Source organism: Corynebacterium sp. (assembly GCF_022712275.1).
Lineage (GTDB): Bacteria > Actinomycetota > Actinomycetes > Mycobacteriales > Mycobacteriaceae > Corynebacterium.
Map to the genome: position 1 here is coordinate 1 of NZ_JALAGU010000015.1, position 22487 is coordinate 22487.

At 66.9% G+C, this 22487-nt stretch carries 13 protein-coding genes; 8 read left to right on the top strand and 5 right to left on the bottom strand.

The genetic code is table 11. The features are described from left to right. Together Q0A27_RS02645 and Q0A27_RS02650 are read left to right on the top strand one after the other, a co-directional pair. On the top strand, positions 1 to 1831 hold a 1831-nt coding region (locus Q0A27_RS02645; protein WP_291473527.1), incomplete at its 5' end, for a calcineurin-like phosphoesterase family protein. 162 nt (positions 1832 to 1993) lie between these two features. After that, the gene (locus Q0A27_RS02650; RefSeq protein WP_291473528.1) at positions 1994 to 3385 is read left to right on the top strand and encodes an NAD-dependent succinate-semialdehyde dehydrogenase; all 1392 of its coding nucleotides are present in this window, start codon (positions 1994 to 1996) and stop codon (positions 3383 to 3385) included. 22 nt (positions 3386 to 3407) lie between these two features. Here the strand turns inward: Q0A27_RS02650 and Q0A27_RS02655 are convergent, their stop codons facing one another. The 3 genes from Q0A27_RS02655 to Q0A27_RS02665 all read right to left on the bottom strand — a co-directional run bounded on the left by Q0A27_RS02655 (position 3408) and on the right by Q0A27_RS02665 (position 7299). Continuing rightward, positions 3408 to 4910: a hypothetical protein gene (locus Q0A27_RS02655; RefSeq protein ID WP_291473529.1), complete on the bottom strand. Its 1503-nt coding sequence runs from the start codon at positions 4908 to 4910 to the stop codon at positions 3408 to 3410. A gap of 220 nt (positions 4911 to 5130) precedes the next feature. Next, positions 5131 to 5901, bottom strand: a complete 771-nt coding sequence (locus tag Q0A27_RS02660) for a hypothetical protein (protein WP_291473530.1) — start codon at positions 5899 to 5901, stop codon at positions 5131 to 5133. Between the two features lie 360 nt (positions 5902 to 6261). Continuing rightward, a complete protein-coding gene (locus Q0A27_RS02665) occupies positions 6262 to 7299 on the bottom strand; it encodes a GIY-YIG nuclease family protein (protein ID WP_291473531.1) in 1038 nt (345 codons plus the stop codon). A 561-nt stretch (positions 7300 to 7860) separates the two neighbouring features. On the opposite strand from Q0A27_RS02665, the gene Q0A27_RS02670 reads away from it, so the two are divergent. The 5 genes from Q0A27_RS02670 to Q0A27_RS02690 all read left to right on the top strand — a co-directional run bounded on the left by Q0A27_RS02670 (position 7861) and on the right by Q0A27_RS02690 (position 17299). Beyond that, a complete protein-coding gene (locus Q0A27_RS02670; protein ID WP_291473532.1) occupies positions 7861 to 9447 on the top strand; it encodes a hypothetical protein in 1587 nt (528 codons plus the stop codon). A gap of 76 nt (positions 9448 to 9523) precedes the next feature. Beyond that, a complete protein-coding gene (locus tag Q0A27_RS02675; RefSeq protein ID WP_291473533.1) occupies positions 9524 to 12268 on the top strand; it encodes a PD-(D/E)XK nuclease family protein in 2745 nt (914 codons plus the stop codon). Next, positions 12265 to 15480 carry an exodeoxyribonuclease V subunit beta gene (locus tag Q0A27_RS02680; RefSeq protein ID WP_291473534.1) on the top strand — a complete coding sequence of 1072 codons (3216 nt, stop codon included), beginning with the start codon at positions 12265 to 12267 and terminating at the stop codon, positions 15478 to 15480. Before Q0A27_RS02675 ends, Q0A27_RS02680 begins: the two co-directional genes overlap by 4 nt. A 35-nt stretch (positions 15481 to 15515) precedes the next feature. Continuing rightward, on the top strand, positions 15516 to 16736 hold the full coding sequence (locus Q0A27_RS02685) for an acyl-CoA dehydrogenase family protein (protein WP_291473535.1): 1221 nt from the start codon (positions 15516 to 15518) through the stop codon (positions 16734 to 16736). Then, positions 16733 to 17299, top strand: a complete 567-nt coding sequence (locus tag Q0A27_RS02690) for a GNAT family N-acetyltransferase (protein ID WP_291473536.1) — start codon at positions 16733 to 16735, stop codon at positions 17297 to 17299. Before Q0A27_RS02685 ends, Q0A27_RS02690 begins: the two co-directional genes overlap by 4 nt. 35 nt (positions 17300 to 17334) lie before the next feature. Here Q0A27_RS02690 and Q0A27_RS02695 read toward each other — a convergent pair whose 3' ends face one another. Further along, the gene (locus Q0A27_RS02695) at positions 17335 to 18819 is read right to left on the bottom strand and encodes an aldehyde dehydrogenase family protein (RefSeq protein WP_291473537.1); all 1485 of its coding nucleotides are present in this window, start codon (positions 18817 to 18819) and stop codon (positions 17335 to 17337) included. Positions 18820 to 18939: 120 nt separating this feature from the next. Here Q0A27_RS02695 and Q0A27_RS02700 point away from each other — a divergent pair, with 120 nt between their 5' ends. Then, positions 18940 to 20454: an OFA family MFS transporter gene (locus Q0A27_RS02700; protein ID WP_291473538.1), complete on the top strand. Its 1515-nt coding sequence runs from the start codon at positions 18940 to 18942 to the stop codon at positions 20452 to 20454. A gap of 8 nt (positions 20455 to 20462) precedes the next feature. On the opposite strand, the gene Q0A27_RS02705 is transcribed toward Q0A27_RS02700, so the two are convergent. Further along, complete coding sequence (locus tag Q0A27_RS02705) at positions 20463 to 22259, bottom strand: NAD(P)/FAD-dependent oxidoreductase (RefSeq protein WP_291473547.1); 1797 nt, start codon at positions 22257 to 22259, stop codon at positions 20463 to 20465. Positions 22260 to 22487 lie beyond the last annotated feature (228 nt).

Here is a 22487-nt window from a genome sequence, read left to right on the forward strand (position 1 = left end):
CTCCACCACAGCCACCGCCGTCGCCGACGACCTGCCCGGCTCCTCGCCCGCCGGCTCAGCAGGCTCGGCCGGGTCAGTCACCGGATCTCTCCCCGGTTCCCTTCCCGGCTCCTCCGACGCCACCCCCTCCACCAACGACGGCCTCTACGAAGGCCGCGTCGAGGTCTCCGACGTCCCTGCCGAGGACCAGTCCACCTTCACCGGCCAGGTCTTCGACGACGCCAACCGCAACTCCACCCTCGACGACGGCGAAGAGCCGATCGCCGGCGTCCCCGTGAGCAACGGGATCGACGTCGTCACCACCGACGATGACGGACGCTACGAGCTGCCCGCCGGTGACAACCTCACCCTGTCGGTCACCCAGCCGGCCGGCTGGCAGGTGCCGGTGGACGCCGACAACTTCGCCCAGTTCAGCTACAACCACCTGCCCGAGGGCTCCACCGACCTGAAGTTCGGTGGCCTGGAGCCGACCGGCGATGTGCCGGCCGCAGTGAACTTCCCCATGGCGAAGTCCGAGGCCACGGCGGCCGAAGACCAGTCCTGCCCGGTGGCCGCGGACACCCAGACCTACGACAAGGAGGAGGTCGGGTACGCCGCCAAGGGTGGTCCCGCCGACCTCGCCGAGCGTGACGACTACGCCGGCTGCGGCGTCATGCTGCTGGGCGACAATGTCGGCGATGACCTGTCGCTGAACCCGGATCTCCGCTCGCTGTACGCGGACATGAACGGCCCGGTGCGCGCGTTGCCCGGCAACCACGACATGGACTATGACGCCGCGGACGACTCACACGCCACGGACACCTACCGGCAGGACTTCGGTGCGACGCACTACTCCTACAACGTCGGCGACACCCACTTCATCGCCCTCGACAACATCGAGTACAAGGGCGCGAACCCGGACGGCTCAAAGAACAGCTATCTGGAGAAGGTCGGCGAGGAGCAGCTGACCTGGCTGAAGAACGACCTCGCCCAGGTCGACGAGGACGCGCAGGTGGTGGTCTACTCCCACGCGCCGATCGTGAACTACAAGGAGATGATCACCGATGACGCCCTCGACTTCTACGACGCGGTCTCCTCGCACCCGAATCTGGTGACCGTCGGCGGCCACACCCACACCCTCGAGCACCTGCTCGCCGGCGAGCAGCGCGAGGAGTGGAAGGACGCCGGGCTGTCCGAGCTCCCGAACGACCAGATCGTCGCCGGTGCGGTCTCCGGCGACTGGTACTCCGGCGGACTCAACGAGAACGGTGTCCCCTACGCCTACACCTCCGAGGCCGCGGAGCCTGGCGTGTACACGCTGACCTTCTCCGGCGATGAGCCGGGGACCTACGGCGGCTACTACACGGTGCGAGGTGCCGACCAGGACCACCAGCAGCTCATCGGCATCAACTCGCCGACGTGGCGCGAGTGGGCCGAGAAGGCTCAGGCGTGGCAGGACGACGACAAGGCGGGCGACGGGCCGTCGTCGATTGATCCGCTGACGGTGTCCGCCGATGATCTGAAGGACGGGAAGTCCTTCCTGACCTCCAGCTTCTTCGGTGGTTCCACAGAGGCGACGGTGTCCGTCTCCTTCGACGGTGGGGACGCCGTGGACGCGGAGATCACCCAGCCTGCCACCGGCGAGGGCGAGAACAAGGGCTGGGAGTTCACCGATCCGATCTCCGCGACCGAGAACCTGTCGACCACGGGCAATGTGGCGCAGTCCAGCCCGCACCTGTGGCGGACCGCGGTCCCGGCCGACCTGACACCCGGTGAGCACACTGCCGAGGTCACGGCGACGGACCGTTACGGTGCCGGGTACACCGAGACGGTGACATTCACGGTGGAGTAGTACGCAGGGGTGGCCGGGGTGGGTGGTGGTCAGCAAGGATCAGCCGAGCTCAGTCATGGTCGGCACGCCTGTGTGCAACATCACCCTGCCGAAACCGCCTGAGGTGCTCCTAACCTCGGGAGGTGGACAGAGAATCACCTCCCGTACGAAAGGACCACCACCATGGCTTACGCCACCACGAACCCCTACACCGGAGAGGTGGTCAGGACCTTCCCCACCGCCACCGCCGAAGAGATCGACCAGGCTGTCAGTGCCGCGGACGCCACCTTCCGTACCTGGTCGCAGACTCCGGTCGAGCAGCGTGCCGCGGTCCTCGCCAAGGCCGCGGAGATCCTGCGGGAGAACAGGCGCGACTACGCCGAGACCCTCACCCTGGAGATGGGAAAGCTCATCGGCGAGGCGGAGGCCGAGGTCGAACTGTCGGCGTCCATCCTGGACTACTACGCCGTCCACGGTGCCGAGGCACTCGCTCCGCGCTACCTGCGGGCCGAGGGCTTCGGTGACCAGGATGTCGCGCTGGTCAATGACCCGCTGGGCGTCCTCTACGCCGTGGAGCCCTGGAACTTCCCGTACTACCAGGTCATCCGCATCAGCGCACCGCAGTTCCTCGCCGGTAACACCATCGTGCTCAAGCACGCGTCGAATGTGCCGCAGTCCGCGCTGCGCATGGTGGAGCTGTACCGCCGGGCCGGCGCGCCGGAGGGCCTGTTGAACAACGTCTTCGCCGGACACGACGCCACCGACCGGATCCTCGCCGATCCGCGTGTCCGCGGTGTGGCCCTCACCGGTTCCGAGGGCGCCGGTGCCGCGATTGCGGCGGCTGCGGCGAAGAACCTGAAGAAGTCGACTCTTGAGCTGGGCGGCGCGGATGCATTCGTCGTCCTGGAGGATGCCGAGGTCGAGAAGGCCGCCAAGTGGGCGGCATTCGGCCGGCACTGGAACGCGGGCCAGGTGTGTGTATCCTCCAAGCGGCTGATCGTCGTCGACGCGGTGTACGACCGCTTCCTCGCCGAATACCGTCGCCATGTTGCTGAACTGGTCGCCGGTGATCCGATGGATCCGGCGACCACGCTGGCACCGCTGTCCTCCCAGCAGGCCGCGGATGATCTCGTGAAGCAGGTCGAGAAGGCGAGGAGCGAGGGTGCCACCGTTGAGGTGATCGGCGCTGAGGTGCCGGAGCTCGGTGCGTTCGTCCGTCCGCTGCTGGTGACCGATATCCCGGAGGGGTCCGAGACCTCGCAGACCGAGTTCTTCGGTCCGGTGACGCAGCTCTACCGGGCCAAGGATGAGGAGGACGCCGTGCGCATCGCGAATGACACTCCGTTCGGCCTCGGTGGTTCGGTGTTCTCCACGGATATCGAGCGTGCCCGCAAGGTCGCCCGCCGTATCGACACCGGCATGGTGTTCATCAACCAGCCGACCGGTGTGAAGGCGGACGTGCCCTTCGGCGGTGTGAAGCACTCCGGCTACGGTCATGAGCTCATCGACCTGGGTATCAAGGAGTTCGTGAACCAGAAGGTCGTCGTGGTCAGCGACATCGACGGCGCCTTCTGACCGTCTACCGGATCACAGCGGTCTACCGGATGACGGTTCGGACGGTCTGCGGCTCCTCCCCCATGAACTGCCGACGGAAGTAGTCCTTGATCAGGTCGCGCCTGGATTTCTTCTTCCCGTCTCCGGTGGTGAAGGGTGTGGAGGATGCGGCGTGCTGCCGGCCGCCGGATCCCGCCCCGGCTCCCGTTCCCGCCATGCCGGGGCCCACGCCCATGCCGTTCATCCCGACGGCTCCGCCGCGGGTCGCTCCACCAGCTGGTGCACCTCCGGTGGCGGCACCGGGGACGCCGGTCCCCGGGGCGCCGGTCCTGCCTGCAGTGCCGGGCCCGCCGGTGGCCCCGGTTCCACCCGGTCCCCCGGGGCCAGTAGTGCCGCCGGTGCTGCCCGTGCCGCCGGTGCCACCCATCGACAGCGACCGTGGCAGCAGCGGCTGAGCCACCGTCCCGGTACCGGTCCGGGTTCCGGTACCGGCCATCGCCGGGGACCCGGTGGACCTGTTCATGCCGGTTGCCGGAGATGCTGCGGGGGTGCCACCGCCGGTGGTCTGGACTCCACCGGCCGGCGCGGTCGCAGCAGTTCGCTGCATCGCCGTTTCCATGGGGGCGCCGCCACCCGGTGCTGCACCACCTGCCGGCGCCGTTGTTGACCGCCCCATCGGAGCAGCCGGTGCCGCCGCGCTGAGCGTGTTCGCGACCTGGCCTGTCTGCTGGGCGATCTGGGTGACCTGTTGTGTCGCCATGGTCTGGCCGGCTGCCTGTGCTCCACCGGAGACCTGGGTAGCCACTTCACCCATCGCCTGGGTGGCGACCGTCCCGGTGGTGAGTGCCCCGCCTCCGGTGTGGCCGATCACTTCCACACCGAGGTTGCTGACGGTCGGGCGGGCGATGTCCAGCGCCGGTTGCAGGTAGGAGGACACGAACGCTGCGACCTCGGCCTGGGTCTCGGCGTCAACCGTGGCCATCGTCAGCGCTGCGGCAGCGGCACCACCCGGGGTGGCTGCAGCTGCAATGGTCGCCGCAGTTTTCCTGGTCTCGGCCTCCGCGACCATGGCGGTCAGTGTCGCGTGGGCTGTCGCGCGGATCTGCGGGAGTTCCAGCATCGAGGTTCCCATCGCGGTGGCATTGGCTGCGATGATCGTCCCCTGGCTGACAACGTCACTGATTGCCGACTGCATGGTGATGAAGGCTTCGCCCTCAGTGTTCGCGGCAAGGGTCGCCGACGCGCTCTGGAGGGTCTTTGCCGCTGTGGCCAGCTTCTTCCCTCCCCGAATCCAGGTGTCCGATGCCATGAGTATTGAACTGTCGTCACCGGTGAACATCGCCAACAGCGCCTTGATCTCGGTACCGGATTCAATGGCTGCGATCGGTGGTGTGTAGGCGAGGTCCAGGATCGGCACGTCCTTGCGGGTCGGCAGAATGAGCGTTCCCTGTTCCAGCTGGCGGGCCTTGGTGCCTGCGATGGGGTCATTGAAGAACGCCTCAGCGGCACCCGCTTCCTGCGCCTCGACGGCCTCGACGAGTCTCATCATCGATTCCTGGAGAAAATTGACACTCTCCAGCATCGACTGCGTCGCGATTGCCAGGGATCCCGGATGGTCCCCGATGTACGAGGTGTACTGAGCGGCGACAGCTCCAAGTGCTGGCGATGTCGTAAACGACCCGACCACAAATCCTTCGTACCGTCCCTTGAATAAGACCTCGCTGGCAACTTGAACTTCTTCAAGAGCCTGATACACGCCTTCGACTTCAACTCGAAACAAGATAGCCCCCAATTGAGTTATTGATTATTTGATATCCGAGAATAGCCTGATCACATCCACCGGTCCGATCGGCGTCTCCCGACCAAGAAAACATCACGCCGTCTCGATTCTTAGGTCTTCCAAAAGGTATACATCCAGAGATTTCAGAGAACCCGCCTTCATTAACAACTTCAACCCCGGACTCATCCAAAGAGGAAACTCCATCCTCTCCAAGAAAGTGGTCCGGAGATGTATCTGAACCCCAGAAGATCTCAACGTGCCGAATCAAGGGCTCCCTGGACGCCCCTCTTGCCGCACAGAGCACATATCCCGGGCCTACGTCGGGCGGCGTTCCCGCCATGATTTCGAGCGTTTCCAGTCGCTCGAAAACTTCCGGCGCGCAGACGTTCGGAAGATCAACACTGTCCGGCGTCCGCGCAGCATCACCCAACGGCTCCAGCTCCAGCGGCTGCCCCACGAACTGCTGAGACTTCCAGACCAGGCGGTCCAGCGGATCCCTCGGCTCAGTCTCGAACCAGATGCCCACATGCCCGGCAGGCTGCAGCATCCGCCCGTCCTCCGTGGTCACCGGTACCTCAACAGCAACGTCCGCATCCACAGAGGACGCGGCAGCAGCGTCTTCGACATCAGCATCGCCGCTCCCACTCGAAGAGCACCCGCTCGATGCGAACAGTATTCCGACCAGCGGCGCAGCCAGAAGCGGCTTCCATCTCCCTCTGGGTCTTCCCCGGCGTCCCGACACCTGATCCCACATCATCCGCCGTCCCGACACACTCCAGGTACGCGTCATACGTCTTTCCCCTTGATCTTCCTCCCCAGATGCCCGCCCCTCGACGGCACATCACCCGGCCGGTTAGCTCAGGTCCCAAAACAATAACCTGCCCTTCCCCGCCCCACAACCCCCTGCAGACATGAAACGACCCCGACCAGGGTGCGGGTCGGGGTCGAGGCTCTCCCACGAGCGTTGGTGTGGTCGAGTTCGCCGTCAACGATAAGCCCCCAACCCCTTCACGTCCCAAAATAACCCACTTCGGGGGTGGACACATCTCATACAGCGAGACGTCGAGGTCGGCTCCACGGTGCTCACAGCCACTGTCAGCTCTGCGCCCGGCGAACCTCAGTACGCGGCAAAGGTGATCCCGTTCGACATGCCCTCGAGAATCTGCTTCCCGTCATCCTGCCGGACCAGCGACGCCCCCAGCCACGCATCATCCACGACCTCCGCTCCCAGCGGTACACCGACGCGCTGACCGTAGTCGAGCCAGACCCCCTCGGGATCGACCTCCCATACGTACCGGACAGCTGACTGCCCCGCCCGGGAGTCCTTGATGAGCATCGCCAACTGCAGGCGGCCATCCGCCGCGATCGCTTGCAACGCCGTCACCGTAGCCACCGACAGGGGCCAGTAGTGACGCGCACGTTCGCGGGCGTCGGCGTCCTCCCAAGGCCAGTCGGCCGACCACCCACGCCGCGTCCCCACCAGGTCACCGGCCCCCACTGCCTTCCCGGGGAACCGCGGCTCGACCTCAGCGCTGACATCCTCGTACTCCTCCATGTCTGCGGTCGAGCCTTTCACGACAATGCAGACGCCGTTCGTGTCCCACTCACCACCGGGCATAAAGCCCCGCAGTTCCGCGGCACGCACCCGGTCGACCTCCAGCTCCTCTGCGCTGTAGAAACGACGCACCTCGGTAGCCGGAATGAGGGCACGTTCGGCATGCTGGCCCGCCACCCTGTTGGTCAGCTCCGCGCCCGGCCGATTGAGCAGCTTGATGATCAGCGTCTCAATGAGGAAAGCTTCCGGCTCCGTGAGATTTCCCCGGACAATGTAGGCGTAGTCTTCCAGCACCAGGTCGTCACCGGCGTTACAAATGATCCGGGCGATCTCCCGGTGTTTCGCGGACAGCTCGACATCCGGGTCCCCATCCTGCTGCGCCATAGCAGCGCGTGCCTCAGCGAAGTGCGCCTGCCAGCGCAGTCCCTTGCCCTTGCCGACGTAGAAGATGTTGTCCGGGTTGAAGCGCCCGGCAGTCACCGGGACCCGGCTGAGGGCATAGACATAGAAGTCACCTTCTCCACCGAGGTTGACATCAGGGTCGGGCGCCTCATGACTATCTCGACGAAGCCTCTTCTGGTGGTCTCTGGGATGCGTCATGGTTCTGACCATAGACGATCACCACCCGTGGCCACAGTCGATTGGGGAGAGCTTCCCACACTTCACACAGGCCTCGCCAGCTTGTGGCATCCTGACAGGAAGCATCGAAGTTCTTCTCTCCGACCAAAAGGGAACACCGTGCGATACAGCACCGAAACACACGACAAGAGCTACATCAAGCCAGGTATGCGGCTCCGACTCCCTGAGGATTACGCCACCTCCGAACTCCCTGACTGGCGAGCCGCACTGTTCACACTGATCCTCCCGTTCCCTGTCTCAGGGCTCCCGCCGACTGCAATGGGCCAACGCTTCGTCGATCTTCCTGAGTCATGGCTACCTGGCCGTTTCCGCGGCATCCAGACCATCGAAACCCCAGTTGATGTCAACGGCATATATCGCGCCCCCCGATGGGAACGAGACCGTGAAGACGTTTACAACCACACTCCCCGAGCTTTCCATGAGACTGCCACGGCGCGCTTCAAGGGCCCGCTCGCGGAGTCTGTCGGCTCGAATGCCGTCGATCGGAATGTCCCCGGATTATTCCCATCATCGTGCTGTGCCGTGGACGACACCTCCGAAGATTTGCGCTGCCACCGCTACTTATTCTCCGCAGACACCTACACCACCGTGAGCCCCAGGGACGGGGACATCCCTGCGGACCGCCAGCCCACCACGCCAGAGTCCGCCTTCAACATCAAGGAAACCACCGGCTCTGAGTCCAGTAGCCCCTCGCATGCCAGCGTCCGGCTCGTCTGCGCGGAGTTTCTGCAGTATCGCGGCATGATGACACACCGCGACGAAAATCGTGAAAATGGGACGACATATCCTATCGCCGGTGAGCTGGCTCACGACTACCTGGTACTCCATGTGCTCGCCGAGAACTGCACCTCAGAATCACTAGAGCACATCTCACAATCCCTTCATAGGGCTCGCCATACCATCCAGGCCCGCCCCTGTAGCGACACCGCCAACGACTACCAGAAGGCATCCTTACTGGACAGTTTCGTCGCCGACGCCGTCACCGCACTGAATGACGGCAGGCCGGATCAAGACAGGTTCACCGCTTCGGCGAGCAAGAGTGGCGCGCTGAGCGGTGGATATACCACAGTCCCATCCAAGATCGACGTGCAGCGTCATCCACACGAACGCCCCGTCCGACTGTGGCGCAACGGTATCGGGAGCAGGCCGGTCCGCGTCGTCTGCGCCGTCCCTGGGAAGACGCTGGACGCTCACAGCGAGCTGCTCGGGAGTCCGTTCGAGGATGAGGTCTGGCAGTGGTGTCCGGAAGACCTCTGGGGATGGATCCTGGGGTCCGGCGCCGACAAGTTCGCCGAGGGTATACCCCGTTACTCCTCAGCCTCGCCCGATAACCCGGACCGGAGCGTATTCGAGTATTGGACCCTGGTTCCGACCCACCACGGCGCCGCGTTGGTCCGCAACAGCACCGCCGACGCCTACGACTCCCGTCCCTGGATGCTCGCCGGCACCCGGTTGACGGATCTGGCGATACTCATCCACCGAGCGTCCGCCATGCTGACCAATATCGGGGAACGTCTCCGGTCGATCACTCTGGCGTCCTCGACGGTCGCGAGTTCCACCGAGGAACTGGAAGACCTCGACGACGCCATCGACGAACTCACTAGCGCCCTGACCACCTTCCGGCACATCCAGTCAGATTTCGTCCGCTTCCGTGACCGCCTGTGGTTCGAGGTGGTCCCAGACCGCGACCTGGACACCGAATTCATGCTGTCCCTCCGGGAATCACTTGGCGTCACTCGCCGCTATCTCGACGTCAAGGACGAGCTTGAACTGCGGGAATCCGTGTATTCCGTGCAGTTCAACCAACGACAGGTCGAGCTTGACCGTCGTCTCCAGCAACAGGCGAAGGCGGAGGCGGAAGACCGCCGGCAACGCACCGCAGCTACCCAGCAGGAGCGCGACGCCGAGACCAGGCGGCAGGCATCACAGGACCGGTTCCAGAATGTCTTCCTTAGCGTCCTCGCCGTGGCACTGGGCGTGCCCGGTGTCGTACAGGTAAGTGGTGCCGACGGTGCCGGGAGTGTCTGGCTCACGCTGGCCCTCATGGCCATCGTCGGGACAGTGATCTTCCTTATCCTGCGCTGGTACAACCACCACGACAAAGGGTAATCGAACACTTCGCGCCTTGCGCGCCGGAGCTGTCCGGCCCCGCATGTAGCCTCGCGAACAACAGAAAGGACGCCGCATGCACATCACCTTCGGATGGGGCTTCGACACTGCCCGCTGGACCACCGCCACCACACCCGCCACCCTCGGGTCAGTGGTCACCGGTCCCACCGGCCTCGCGGACATCCTCGCCACCCGCCTCGCACTCACCCGTCCTGACCTGGACCGCTCCACCCGCATCGCGGCCTACCGCAGCGCCCTGAGCCAGGTCGTCGCCACCGCCGCTCCCGGTTCCTGGCCCGCCACCGGCTTCTCCCACGACCCCTGGACCGTCGCCCGCGAGCTCCTCGCCTGGCGCGACCAGCTCGTCTCTGCCGGATGGAATCCCACAGACACGGCAGGCACAGACACCCCCGAGCGTCTCGGCGTCCTCGTGCGCGTCGAAGCGCTGCTGCCCACCACGGCCGGCTGGGCACCCGGCCCCGCGGACACCCTACGCACCATCGGCACAACCCTCGCGGACCTGGTCACCAACGGTACCGACTGGCCACTCGGCATCGATGCCGTCGCCCTCGACCACCCCGTCAACGACCTGCCGCCCCTGTGGCGACGCATCCTGAGCAACCTCATCGCACTCGGCGTCCCCGTGGCCGAGTTGCCCGAACCCGCACCGCTGACCGAGCTCACAGTGCTCACCGCAGACACCGAATGGGACGCCGCTCCCGCTGTAGCCCGCCTGCTCACCGACCTCGAAGCAGCCGAGAAACACCACACCGTCCTTGCCGGACGCTCCACCCAGCTGCTCGACCGCGAACTCCTGCGACTCGGCGGCACCCCGGTCGGAGTGGGACCCCGCGGTGTCTCCCCGCTGGCCCAGGTCATCCCGGTGTTCCTCCGCGCCGTCACCGCGCCCCACGATGTCTCCGCCCTCGCTGATCTCCTCAACGTCACCGTCCCGGGGATCGACGAGCATTCCACCTTCCCGCTGCTGCCCGGTGCACTGCGCAGGACTCTCATCGACGCCCTCAGTCAGGAACCCGGTGTCGGCGGCCCCGCCTGGACCACGGCCGTCAACACCACCCTGGACGGCGCCGGGCCCGAAGACGCCCAGAGTGTCCGTGAGTTCGACGAGCTCATCCGTCTCACCCCGCTCACCGACGACAACGGCCTCGACACCTCGCTGGTCGCCGCCCATCTGGGCTGGCTCGGACGGCAGTTCCAGCGCTTCAGCCGGGAGGACAACGAACCTGCGCGCGTCACCACCCTGATCGCCACCGTCAGCACCCTGGTCGCCGGACTCGGCTCGACAATCAGCTCCCACGAACTGGACCAGGTTGTCGCCGAAGTCACCGGCACCGGTGGGCTGCGCGTCCACGCAGAAGCTTCCGCTGCACGCGACACCGTCACCTCACCCGGGCAGCTCGGCACCGGCACCGCCCCGGTCATCTGGTGGCTGCCGGTCGACGAGCACCGCAGCGTCCGCGAACTGCTGCGTCCGGCCGAATCCGCCTGGCTGGAGAACGCCGGCGTCGTCCTGCCCGACCCCGAGTCGCTCGCCCGCCTCACCCTGCGCTCCGAACTGCGCGCCCTGCGCCGACGCAGAAAGGTCACCGCGGTCCTACCCGCCCGGATCGACGGGGAACGCGCCGCCGAGCACGCCGCCCTCACCTTCCTCATCAACGATCTGCCCCGCGAGGCAGACACCACCTTCGACGACCTGCAGAAAAGCACCCGGGAGGATGCCACCCTCCCCGCCGACCGGGCACACGTCCCCGACACCCTCGAGTTCTGCATCCCCGACCCCGTCAGCCGCACCGTCACCGGTGGTGAACACCTCATCCCCACCCGAATCAGCTACTCCCAGTGGGAGAAACTGCTGGTCCACCCCCTGGAATGGTTGCTCGACCGGCGCCTCGGCATCCGCGCCGGCGGACTGGTCGACGTGCCCACCGGCAACCGCATGGTCGGCACCTGGCTCCACGCCACCGTCGAGAACATCGTCAACCGCCGCCTCGACGAAAACAACGGCGACCCCGTCACCGTCTACGTCACCGAGCAAGAGGTCACCGGGGAGCTCGAGGCACTGCTGCCCGCCTACGCCTCAGAACTCGCCCTGCCCGGCCGCAGCCGCGACCGCGGCGCGACCATCGCCCTCGCCGTCCGCTCGATCACCGGCCTGTTCACCGCACTGGAGGACGCCGGGATCCGCGTCCGTGCCGTGGAAGCCGAATTCGAGACCACGCTGACCGGCAGCCACGGCCGTGACGGTGAACCGCTGGTTCTCGGCGGTTTCCGCGACATGGACGTCATCATGGCCGACGGTTCCGACGGCGTCATCGACCTGAAGTACACCCTCGCCAAGAAGAAGTACCGGGACGCCGTCGCCAACGGCACCGCCCTGCAGCTCGCCGTGTACGCCGCCTCCGTCGCGGGCACCGGAAAGCGTCTGGCCGATGTACCGGTGGCATATTTCTCCCTCCACGACGACCTGCTCCACACCGCCGACCCACGCTTCGGGCTCGGCGAAGACACCCTCGACGTCTCAGTCGCCGACGGCGGCGCCCCGACCGCCGATGAACTGTGGGACCGGGCGGTCACCGGGCTCAACCGCATTCTCGATGACCTCCGTGCCGGTCACCTCACCGACCTCGGCAACCTGCTGGTACTCCAGGACGCAGACCCCGACGGCAACTCCCCCGAGGGGACGACCGAGGAGACCAGGGCAGCCCTCGCCGCCGCTGGGGAGACCGGGTACCTGCCCGCGGCGTCCGCCAAGTACACCGATCTTGCGCTGGTCACCGGCGTGGAAGGAGACCGCGCATGACCCGCTGGACCATCATCAGGGCCTCCGCCGGATCGGGCAAGACCTACCGGCTCACCGAACTGGTCACCGACCGGCTCAGTCACCCGGCCGAGGACGGCACCGTGCTACGTCCCTCCCAGATCATCGCCACGACCTTCACCCGGGCCGCCGCCGCCGAACTCACCGACCGCATCCGTGGCACCCTCGTCGACCGTGGACTGCTGGACCAGGCAGCCGCCCTGCCTACCGCGTTGATCGGCACGGTGAACTCGGTGACCGGGCGGATCCTCACCGACTTCGCCCTCGACGCCGGTCGGTCCCCTGACCTCGCCGTGCTCACCGAGCAGTCGCAGCAGACCGCCTTCACGCGCGCCACCGACCACCTCATCGCCGAGGCCGAGGACGCCCACCGCGCCCTGCTCGCCCGCACCGGCTATGACGCGGTCGAGGACCGTGGCTTCTACAGCAGGGCAACCAACTGGGCGGCGACGATCCGCAGCGTCACCGACCACGCCCGGTCGAACAACATCCCTGCCGAGGACCTCCCCGGTTTCGCCGAGGCCAGCATCGTCGAGCTCCACGCCGTACTGGATGAGCAGGCTGCCGGCACCGCACCCTCCGATACCCGGGCCGCACTGACGACCGCCGCCCGCACCCTGCCCCGCCAACTGCGCGCCGAGGTCGAGGACGGCACCATCACCAAGCGGTCGGCCGACGGCGTCCTCACCCGGCTCGATTCCCTGGAACGGTTCGCCCGCCGGGTACGCCGCGAGCGTGACTCCATCCCCTGGTCGGACTGGCTGAAGACCGCCGAGGGCAAGGTCCCCGGAGTCCCCACACCGACCAAGCCGATCAAGGAGGCCTACGGTGCGGTGACCTCCGCTGCGGAGATCCTCGCCGACCCCGCTCTGCGCGATGACCTGGACACACTCATCCGGCTCGTCTTCACCACCGCAGCGTCCTGCCTGAGCGCCTACGCCGACTACAAGGACGCCCTCGGTCTCATCGATTTCACCGACCAGGAGCAGCTCACCCTGCGACTGCTGCGCGGTGACGGAGTATCTGAGGCGACCCGGGACGCGGTGCGCGAGACTCTCGCCGCGCGGTTCCGGATCCTCGTCGTCGACGAGTTCCAGGACACCAGCCCGCTGCAGCTCGCCCTGTTCACCGAACTCGCCGGTCTGGTCGATGAGGTGATCTGGGTCGGTGACCCGAAGCAGTCGATCTACGGTTTCCGCGGCTCTGATCCGGCGCTGATGGATTCGGCGGTCGAGGCGATCACCGATCCCGCCGGGCTGGGCGGACGCTCCGAGGTGCTCGCCCATTCCTACCGCACCCGGCAGGCTCCGTTGGACCTGTCGAACCGCCTGTTCCGCCACCTGTTCACCGGCGATGTGGAGCTCAGCGTCCCGCAGATCCGGGCGGAAGCCTATGCCGCCGACGGGGCCCGCGCCGCCGGGGAAACCGTCACCTGGCCGCACACCGAAGGCCGGGCATCGAAGAAGGTGTGGTTCGAGCGGATCAGCGACGGCATCGGCGCCCTCGCCGAGCGCGACGCCCACTCGGGCAGCCGCGCGATCCTGGTGCGTACCAACAGCCACGCCGCCGAAGTCCGCACCGCGCTGCGGGCTGCGGGCATCCCCTGTGCCGGTGGTGGTGTGCCACTGTCCACCACCCGGGAAGGACGCCTGGTCACCGCCGCACTCGCCCTGCTGCTGGACAGGACGGACACCCAGGCGCTGGTCGAGATGATCAGCCTGATGCCCGACCATGCCGCCCACGTTGACTGGTTCGATGTGCTCACCTCGCTACCGGACCGGGACGCATGCCGGGAGCAGCTGACCAGCTGGGCGGCTGACCCTGTGTTCGCCCCGGTCACCGCACTGCGCAGCGCCCTGTCCGAACTGCCGGTAGCCGAACTCGTCGCCGCCGTGGTGGACGCCCTGGACCTGAGGGGACGCGTCGCCGCGTCCACCGGCCCTGGTGAGCGCACCGGCTCGGTCACCGGGATCCTGCAGGCAGTCGCGGACTTCGCCGCCGAGCAGGAGTCCGCCGGCGAGCCCGCCACTGTCGCCGGGGTCCTGGCCCATCTTCTCGACGAGGAGACGGTCTCCACCCCGACCGCGGAGCCGGGTGCGGTGGAGGTCCACACCGTCCACCAGGCCAAGGGTCTGGAGTGGGACACGGTCGTCGTCGCCATGCCGGATTCCCGCGAGCGCTTCACCCCGGCCGGAGTGTGGGTCCAGTCATCCACCCCGCTGACCATGGACGATCCCCTGGCAGGACGCCACCTCCGGTTCTGGCCGGACACACTGCTCGCCCATTCCGGGGTGAAGGAGGCACTGACTGCCACCGACGCGCAGCAGGCCCGGCGCACCACCGAACTGCTTGAGGAACAGCGACTGCTCTATGTCGCGATGACCCGCTCGAAGTTCCGGACCGTGCTCGCCCCCTACTCCTCGACCGCGAAGTGGCGGGCCCTGGCCGAGGCCGGTCTGGAGGCCGATGAACTTGCTGTTCTGCTCGCGGATTCAGATCCGGTGCCGGCACTGCCGCGTGAAACCGTGGTGGACGCCACCGGGCGGTTCACCTCACCGGCCGGACAGCTCGACGTCGACCGGGAACCTGTCGACCCTGGTCGCGAAGTCATTGCCGCCACCTTCGCCCCCAGTGGTGCCGAGGCTGCCCCGGAGACGGCACTGGGTGCCGTGGTGTGCGAGGTCGCGGACCTCGGCCCGGCGCTGGTCAGTGGTGGCGGCCCGGAGTGGAACAAGGTCGGTGACTGCATCCACTCCTATCTCGCAGCTCCGCTGGATTCCTTCGACGCCGCCATGAAGCAGCAGGTCGCCACCCGACTGGTGACGAACTGGGGTGTCGGTGCAGTGGTCAGTCCCGACCAGGTTGTGGAGTGCGGTGAGCGCTGGCAGCGGTTCCTCCATGAGGATCTCGCCGCCACCGCCGTGAACTCCGAGGTCCCCTTCACCTGGACGAATGACGATCACCAGCGTGCCCAGGGCTGGATCGACCAGCTCGTCACCACGGCCGACGGTCAGATCATCGTCGACCACAAGACCTACCCCGGCGCCGACCCGACCGGTCATGTGGCCGCGAAGTACCTCGGGCAGATGGCGGTGTACCGGCAGGCGATCACCGACATCACCGGTACCGTCCCCGCCCGGATCCTCATCCACCTGCCACTGCTCGGTTCAGTGGTCGAGGTTCAGCTCAACTGAACAACCATTCACCACGAAAGGGTTACGGTGTCTTCATGACGAGAACCACTGCGTCCTCCGCGACAACCACCCCGCTGGACCTCATCGGCTTCGACTCCCTGCTCAGCGACGAGGAACGGCAGATCCGGGACGCCGTCGCGGACTTCGGCGACCGTGAACTGCGTCCCCACGTCAATGACTGGTTCGAAGCCGGGGCACTGCCGGTCAACGATCTCGCACCGGAGTTCGGCGAACTCGGCGTCCTCGGTATGCACCTCGACGGCTACGGCTGCCCCGGGATGTCCGCCGTCGACTACGGGCTGGCCTGCATGGAGATCGAGGCCGTCGACTCCGGCCTGCGCTCGCTGGTCTCCGTCCAGGGCTCGCTGGCCATGTTCGCGATCCACCACTGGGGTTCGGAGGAACAGAAGGAGCACTACCTGCCGGGCATGGCCGCCGGCACCGCCCTCGGTTGCTTCGGGCTCACCGAACCGGACGCCGGCTCCGACCCCGCGAACATGCGTACCCGGGCGATCCGCGACGGCTCCGGGGAGGACGCCGACTGGATTCTCAACGGCACGAAGATGTGGATCACCAACGCCCCGGTCGCCGATGTCGCCGTAGTCTGGGCCCGTACCGACGACCGTGGCGACGGGAAGCCTGGCTTCGCCGGCTTCATCGTGGAGAAGGGCGACCCCGGCTTCTCCACCGCGGAGATCCACCGCAAGCTCTCCCTGCGCGCCTCGATCACCGGTGAGATCATCCTCGAGGACTGCCGGTTGCCGGACTCCCGGCGACTGCCCGGTGTCAACTCCCTGCGTGGCCCGCTGACCTGCCTCAACGAGGCCCGCTACGGGATCATCTGGGGTGCACTCGGCGCTGCCCGCGACGCCCTGACGACCGCCATCGACTACGTCGGCACCCGGGATGTCTTCGACCGGCGGCTGAGCAGTTTCCAGATCACCCAGACCAAGCTCGCCGACATGACCGTCGAGCTCGACAAGTCGATGCTGCTGGCCCTGCAGCTCGGCCGACTCAAAGATGCCGGGCAGTTGACCCCGCCGCGCATCAGCGTCGGCAAGCTGAACTCCACCCGCGTCGCCCTGGAGATCACCCGCGAGTGCCGCACACTGCTCGGCGCGTCCGGTATCACCCTGGACCACTCCCCGCTACGGCACGCCAACAACCTGGAATCTGTGCTGACCTACGAGGGGACCGCGGAGATGCACCAACTCACCATCGGTCAGGCGCTCACCGGGGAGCAGGCGTTCCGGTGACCCCCACCCCCGGAGCCTCCGCGCTCACACTCCGCCTCCCCACCGCCGATGACGACAACGCCGTCCGGGCATTGAACCGCGCCTGTTCCACAGGCAACTTCGACTTCCTCGCCGGCGCGGGGACGCTCGGTGCCGAACGCACGGACGGCGCCGACTACGCTGCCTTCCTCGCCAGTGTCCGCAACCAGCATGAGGGCACCGACCTCCCCGACGGCTGGCTGCCCGCCGACTTCCTCCTCGCCGAGATCACCGCCGACGACGGGACGACGACAGTCATCGGACGCAGCTCGGTCCGCTACGGGCTCACCGAGCACCTGCTCCACTACGACGGCCACATCGGCTACGCCGTCGCCCCCGACCACCGCCGCCACGGATACGCCACCGAGATCCTCCGGAAGTCCCTTGCACTGCTCGCCGCCCGGGGCACCGACCGCGCCCTGGTCGCCTACGACGACGACAACATCGGCTCCTCCACGGTCATCGAGTCCTGCGGAGGCGTCCTCGAGGACCGCCGCACCGACCCGGACGGCGTCCTCATCCGTCGTTACTGGATCACCCTCTGACACTGCGGCCCCCCGGGCACAGGTCACGCAGCGCATCACCCGTTGATGACCTGCGGCACGGCCACCGCCTTGAGCCCCTCGACCCCGAACTCCAGGCCGTAACCCGACCCCTTCACCCCACCGAACGGGATCCGCGGATCGACCGCACCGTGGTTGTTGATCCACACCGTGCCGGCCTCCAGCCGGGCCGCGACTTCACGGGCCGCCGTCGCGTCTGCCGACCACACCGACCCGCCCAGCCCGGCCTCCGACCGGTTCGCCTCGGCCACCGCGTCATCCAGGTCAACGTACCGGATGACCGGCAATGCCGGGCCGAACTGCTCCTCGGTGACCAGCGCGGCGTCCCCGTCGATGTCGGCGACCAGCGTCGTCGGGTAGAAGTTGCCCGGCGCGTCCCGGTCCGGGTTACCGCCGCACAGCACCGTGGCACCGGAGGCCTTCGCGTCCTCCACGAGCCGGTCGACGATGTCGAACTGCGCCCGGTTCTGCAGCGGACCGAGCAGGTTCTCCTCCTCCAGCCCCATGCCCATCGGCACCTTCTCGGCGACCTCCACCAGCGCCCGACAGACCTCGTCGTAGATCTCGTCGGGCACGTAGAGCCGCTTGAGCGCCGCACAGGTCTGGCCGGTGTTGATGAACGCACCCCAGAACAAGGTCTCCGCGATCTCGCGGCGCCGCTCGGCAGTCGCGCCGTCGAAGAGATCGGGCAGGACGATGCCGGCGTCGTTCCCTCCGAGCTCCAGGGTGAGCCGCTTGAGGTTGCCCGCACTGGCCTCGACGATGCGTCGTCCCGTCGCGGTGGACCCGGTGAACATCACCTTGCGGATGTCCTGGTGCCCCGCGATGACCGAGCCGACCTCCCGCTCCCCCGGCACGACAGTGAGCACCCCGGCGGGCAACACCTGGTTGAGCACCCAACCCAGCGCGAGAACTGACAGCGTCGTATTCTCCGACGGTTTCACGATCACCGCATTGCCCATCCGCAGCGCCGGCGCGATCTGCCAGATACTGATCATCATCGGCCAGTTCCACGGGCCGATCGCCCCGACAATCCCCACGGGACGCCACGTCAGCGTCGCCCGCGTCCCGCCGCTCTCCCGGTCATCGACCACCGTCTCCTCCGGCACCTCGAGGGACGCCGCGGTCCGCAGCCACGCCGAACACGCCCCGACCTCGAAGCGGGCGTTAGGGCCGTTCAGCGGCTTACCGGTCTCCCGGCTGAGCAGTTCAGCCAGCGGCCCGGCAACAGCGTCCACCGCATCCGCCGCCCGGTTCAGCACCTCCGCGCGCTCCGCCGGGGACCAGGACGCCCACTCGGGCTGGATGTCCTTGGCCCCCGCAACGGCCTCATCGACCTCCTCGGCGCCGTGGACCGGGGCCAGGCCGATGACCTGGCCGGTCGCGGGGTCGTGGACAGCCCGGGAGGAGACGACATCCCCGTCCGGACGGCGCTCCAACGGGACAGTGACGGTGGACAGCAGTTCGTCGACGGTGGTGGGCAGTGTGGGAAGTTCAGACATGGACCCCAGAGTACGAGTGTTCCCTGGGCGAACGGGGGTACCAGGTGTGACGTGGGATACTCATCCGGTTTCACAGAAGGTACATTCGGCCCGGATACATGACGCCCTAAGGAGACCCCCATGTCCGTGCTGGACCGGGACGCCATCATCGCGCCCGTGAACTTCAACCGGTGGCTCATCCCCGCCGCCGCCCTCGCCATCCACCTGAGTATCGGGCAGGCCTACGCCTTCTCCGTGTTCAAGGCCCCGCTCGCCGAGCACTTCGAGGTCGGTGAGGTCGCCACCGGCTGGATCTTCTCCGTGGCCATCGGCATGCTCGGCATCTCCGCCGCACTCTTCGGCCCGTGGGTCGAACGCGTCGGCCCCCGTAAGGCCATGGTCGCCTCCGGCACCGCCTGGGTCGTCGGCTTTTTCGTCGCCACTCTCGGAATCTGGACCGACCAGCTGTGGCTGGTCTACTTCGGCTACGGCTTCATCGGCGGCATCGGCCTAGGTATCGGCTACATCTCCCCGGTATCCACGCTGATGAAGTGGTTCCCGGACCGCCCCGGCCTGGCGACCGGCCTGGCGATCATGGGCTTCGGTGGTGGCGCGCTGATCGCCAGCCCGCTGTCCAACGACCTCATGTCGCTGTTCAGTGACGACCCGGACTCCCTCACCCCGGGCATGCCGGCCACCTTCCTCACCCTGGCGATCATCTACCTGGTGATCATCGCCCTCGGCGCCTTCGTCATCCGTCTGCCGCACCCGGACTGGAGGCCGGCGGGCTACACGCCGGCGAAGACCCCGGCACGCTCCCACCAGACCACCGGCAATGTCTCCGCGAAGAGCGCGATCAGGACGCCGCAGTTCTGGCTGCTGTGGATCGTGCTGTTCACCAACGTCACCGCGGGTATCGGCATCCTCGAGTCCGCCTCCCCGATGATCCAGAACTCCTTCGCTATTACGGCGGTGGCTGCTGGTGGATTTGTGGGCCTGCTGTCGCTGTTCAACATGGGAGGACGCTTCGTCTGGTCCACCGTCTCCGACTACATCGGCCGCAAGAACACCTACATCCTCTACCTCGGTCTCGGTTCGCTGCTCTACCTGCTGCTCGCGAGCCTCGGTTCACACTCCCTGGCCCTGTTCGTGATCTGCGCGCTGATCATCCTATCCTTCTACGGCGGCGGCTTCGCGACGATCCCGGCCTACCTCAAGGACCTCTTCGGTACCTACCAGGTCGGCGCGATCCACGGTCGCCTGCTCACCGCCTGGTCCGCCGCCGGTATCGCCGGCCCGCTGATCGTCAACTCCGTCGTCGAGTCCCAGGAGGACGCGGGTCACTCCGGATTCGACCTCTACCGGCTGTCCCTGTTCATCATGGTCGGTGTGCTGGTCGTCGGCTTCATAGCGAACCTGCTGGTCCGCAAGGTCAACGAGAAGCACGTCGAGGATCCGGAGATCGTCGAGGAGAAGGTCCGTGCCGACCGCGCCGCTGCCGCCCAGGCCTCCGACGCACGCTCGAACGGCACCGCCACCACCGCCGGTGGTCTCTACACGACCGTCGCCTCGGGTCTGGCGTTCATCGTGGTCGCCGCCCTGTCCTACGGCGTGATCCAGACCATCATCAAGGCCGCGGGCCTCTTCACCGGGTAGGCCGCCACCTACTTCTCGTGGTACGACGGCGCCAGCGCATACACCGGCGTGTCCAGTCCCTCATGCCTGGCCGCGAGCTGCAGCGACAGGTAGCGGGAGTAGTGGCGGCCCTGGTGCAGGTTGCCACCCATGAACCACAGGTTCTCCTGCTGGGTCGGCTTCCACATATTGCGCAGCTCGCCCTCCCACGGACCTGGATCCTTGGTCGTCTCCGAGCCGAGGCCCCAGCACTTGCCGACCTTGTCCGCGACCTCCGGGCTGATCAGCCGCTCGGCCCAGCCGTTCATCGAACCGTAGCCGGTGGCCAGCACCACCACGTCCGCCTGCAGTTCGGTGCCGTCGGTGAGCACCACACCGTCCTCGGTGTACCGCTCGATCCCCACACCGGAGTGCAGCTCGATGGACCCGTCGATGACCAGCTGGGATGCACCGACGTTGATGTAGTAGCCCGAGCCGCGACGCAGGTACTTGAGGAACAGGCCGGTCTCGTCGTCGCCGTAGTCCAGCATGAACCCGGCCTTCTCGAGATCGGCGTAGAACTTGGCGTCCTCCTCACGGATGGCGTCCGACCCGGGCCGCTGCGCGTAGGGCAGCACCTTGTAGGGGAAGGACGCGAACATGAGGTCCGCGGTGTCGGTGTCGATGCCGGCGTCCAGGGCATCCTCCGAGTAGAGGCCGCTGGTGACGTGCTTGATGAACTTGTCGGAGTTGACGATGTAGGTCGAGGACCGCTGGATCATCACCGGCTGTGCCCCGTTCTCCCACAGGTCGGCGCAGATGTCGTGGGCGGAGTTGTTCGCCCCGAGCACGACCACGCGGCGTCCCTTGTCCGTCTCGCCGCCGGGGTGCTCGGAGGAGTGCCGGATCTCGCCGCGGAAGTTCTCCTGCCCGGGGAAGGTCGGCTTGTTCGCCACACCGGACATGCCGGTGGCCAGCACCAGCTGCTCGGGCCGCAGCACGACCTGCTCACCGTCACGGTCGACGACGACCTCCCAGGTGCCGGACGCCTCATCGTAGGACGCCCGCTCGCAGGTGGTGTTGTTCCAGTAGTCGAGGTCCATGATGCCGGTGTAGTGCTCCAGCCAGTCGCCCATCTTGTCCTTGGGCGTGAACACCGGCCAGTCATCGGGGAACGGCAGGTAGGGCAGGTGGTCGTACCAGACCGGGTCGTGGAGGCACAGGGAGTGGTACCGGCCGCGCCACTGGTCACCGGGGCGGGCGGACTTCTCCACGACCAGCGTCGGCACACCGAGCCGCTTCAGGCGGGACGCCAGGGCTATGCCTCCCTGACCACCGCCGACAATGACGACGTAGGGCTGCTCGGAGTAGCCGAGGTTCTCGCGGCGCTCGGCCCTGTGGTCCGCCCAGTTCTTCCGGTCCGCGTGGACGCCGTGCTCGGCACCCTGGATCCGGTTGCGCCGCTTCTTCTCCGGACGTGCCTTGAGCTCCCGTGCCGAGGTCAGCAGCGTCCAGCACTTGTCGACCGGGGCCTCGTCGGTGCCCTCGTTCTTCAGGCGGATCAGGGCGCGGGCGGTGAAGACCGGCGTCTCGAAGGTGACGAAGGCGAAGATGTCGGTACCGGAGCCGTCGACGGCGTCCTCGATGACGGCGTCGCGGTCGATGGCGACCTCACTGATGGTGAGGTTGCCGGTGCCGTGGGTCCCCTTGACCAGGTCGGCGATGCTCTCCCGGCCTTCTGCGGTGTGCAGGTTCCAGGTGAAGGTGGTGAGGTCACGCCAGTAGCCCTGTTCGACGAACAGGTCGGCGGTGGCGGAGGCCGCGGCCTCGGCGTCCGGGGTGGCCAGGGCGTCGGCGAAGTCCGCGAACCAGGTGAGGACCCGGTCGTTGAGGTCGGTACGGTCGATCGTCGGAGCAGACAAGGAAGGTCCTCTCGGAGGGGATGCAACGGTAGATTCGCGCCGCCGACGGACCGGCACAAGTCACAGTGCAAGGTTTTTGTGCCCAGTGTCACATCGGCGGCAACGCCGACAACGCTAGGCCGCTCCCCCGCGGCCCGGCTACCCTTCTGTCCA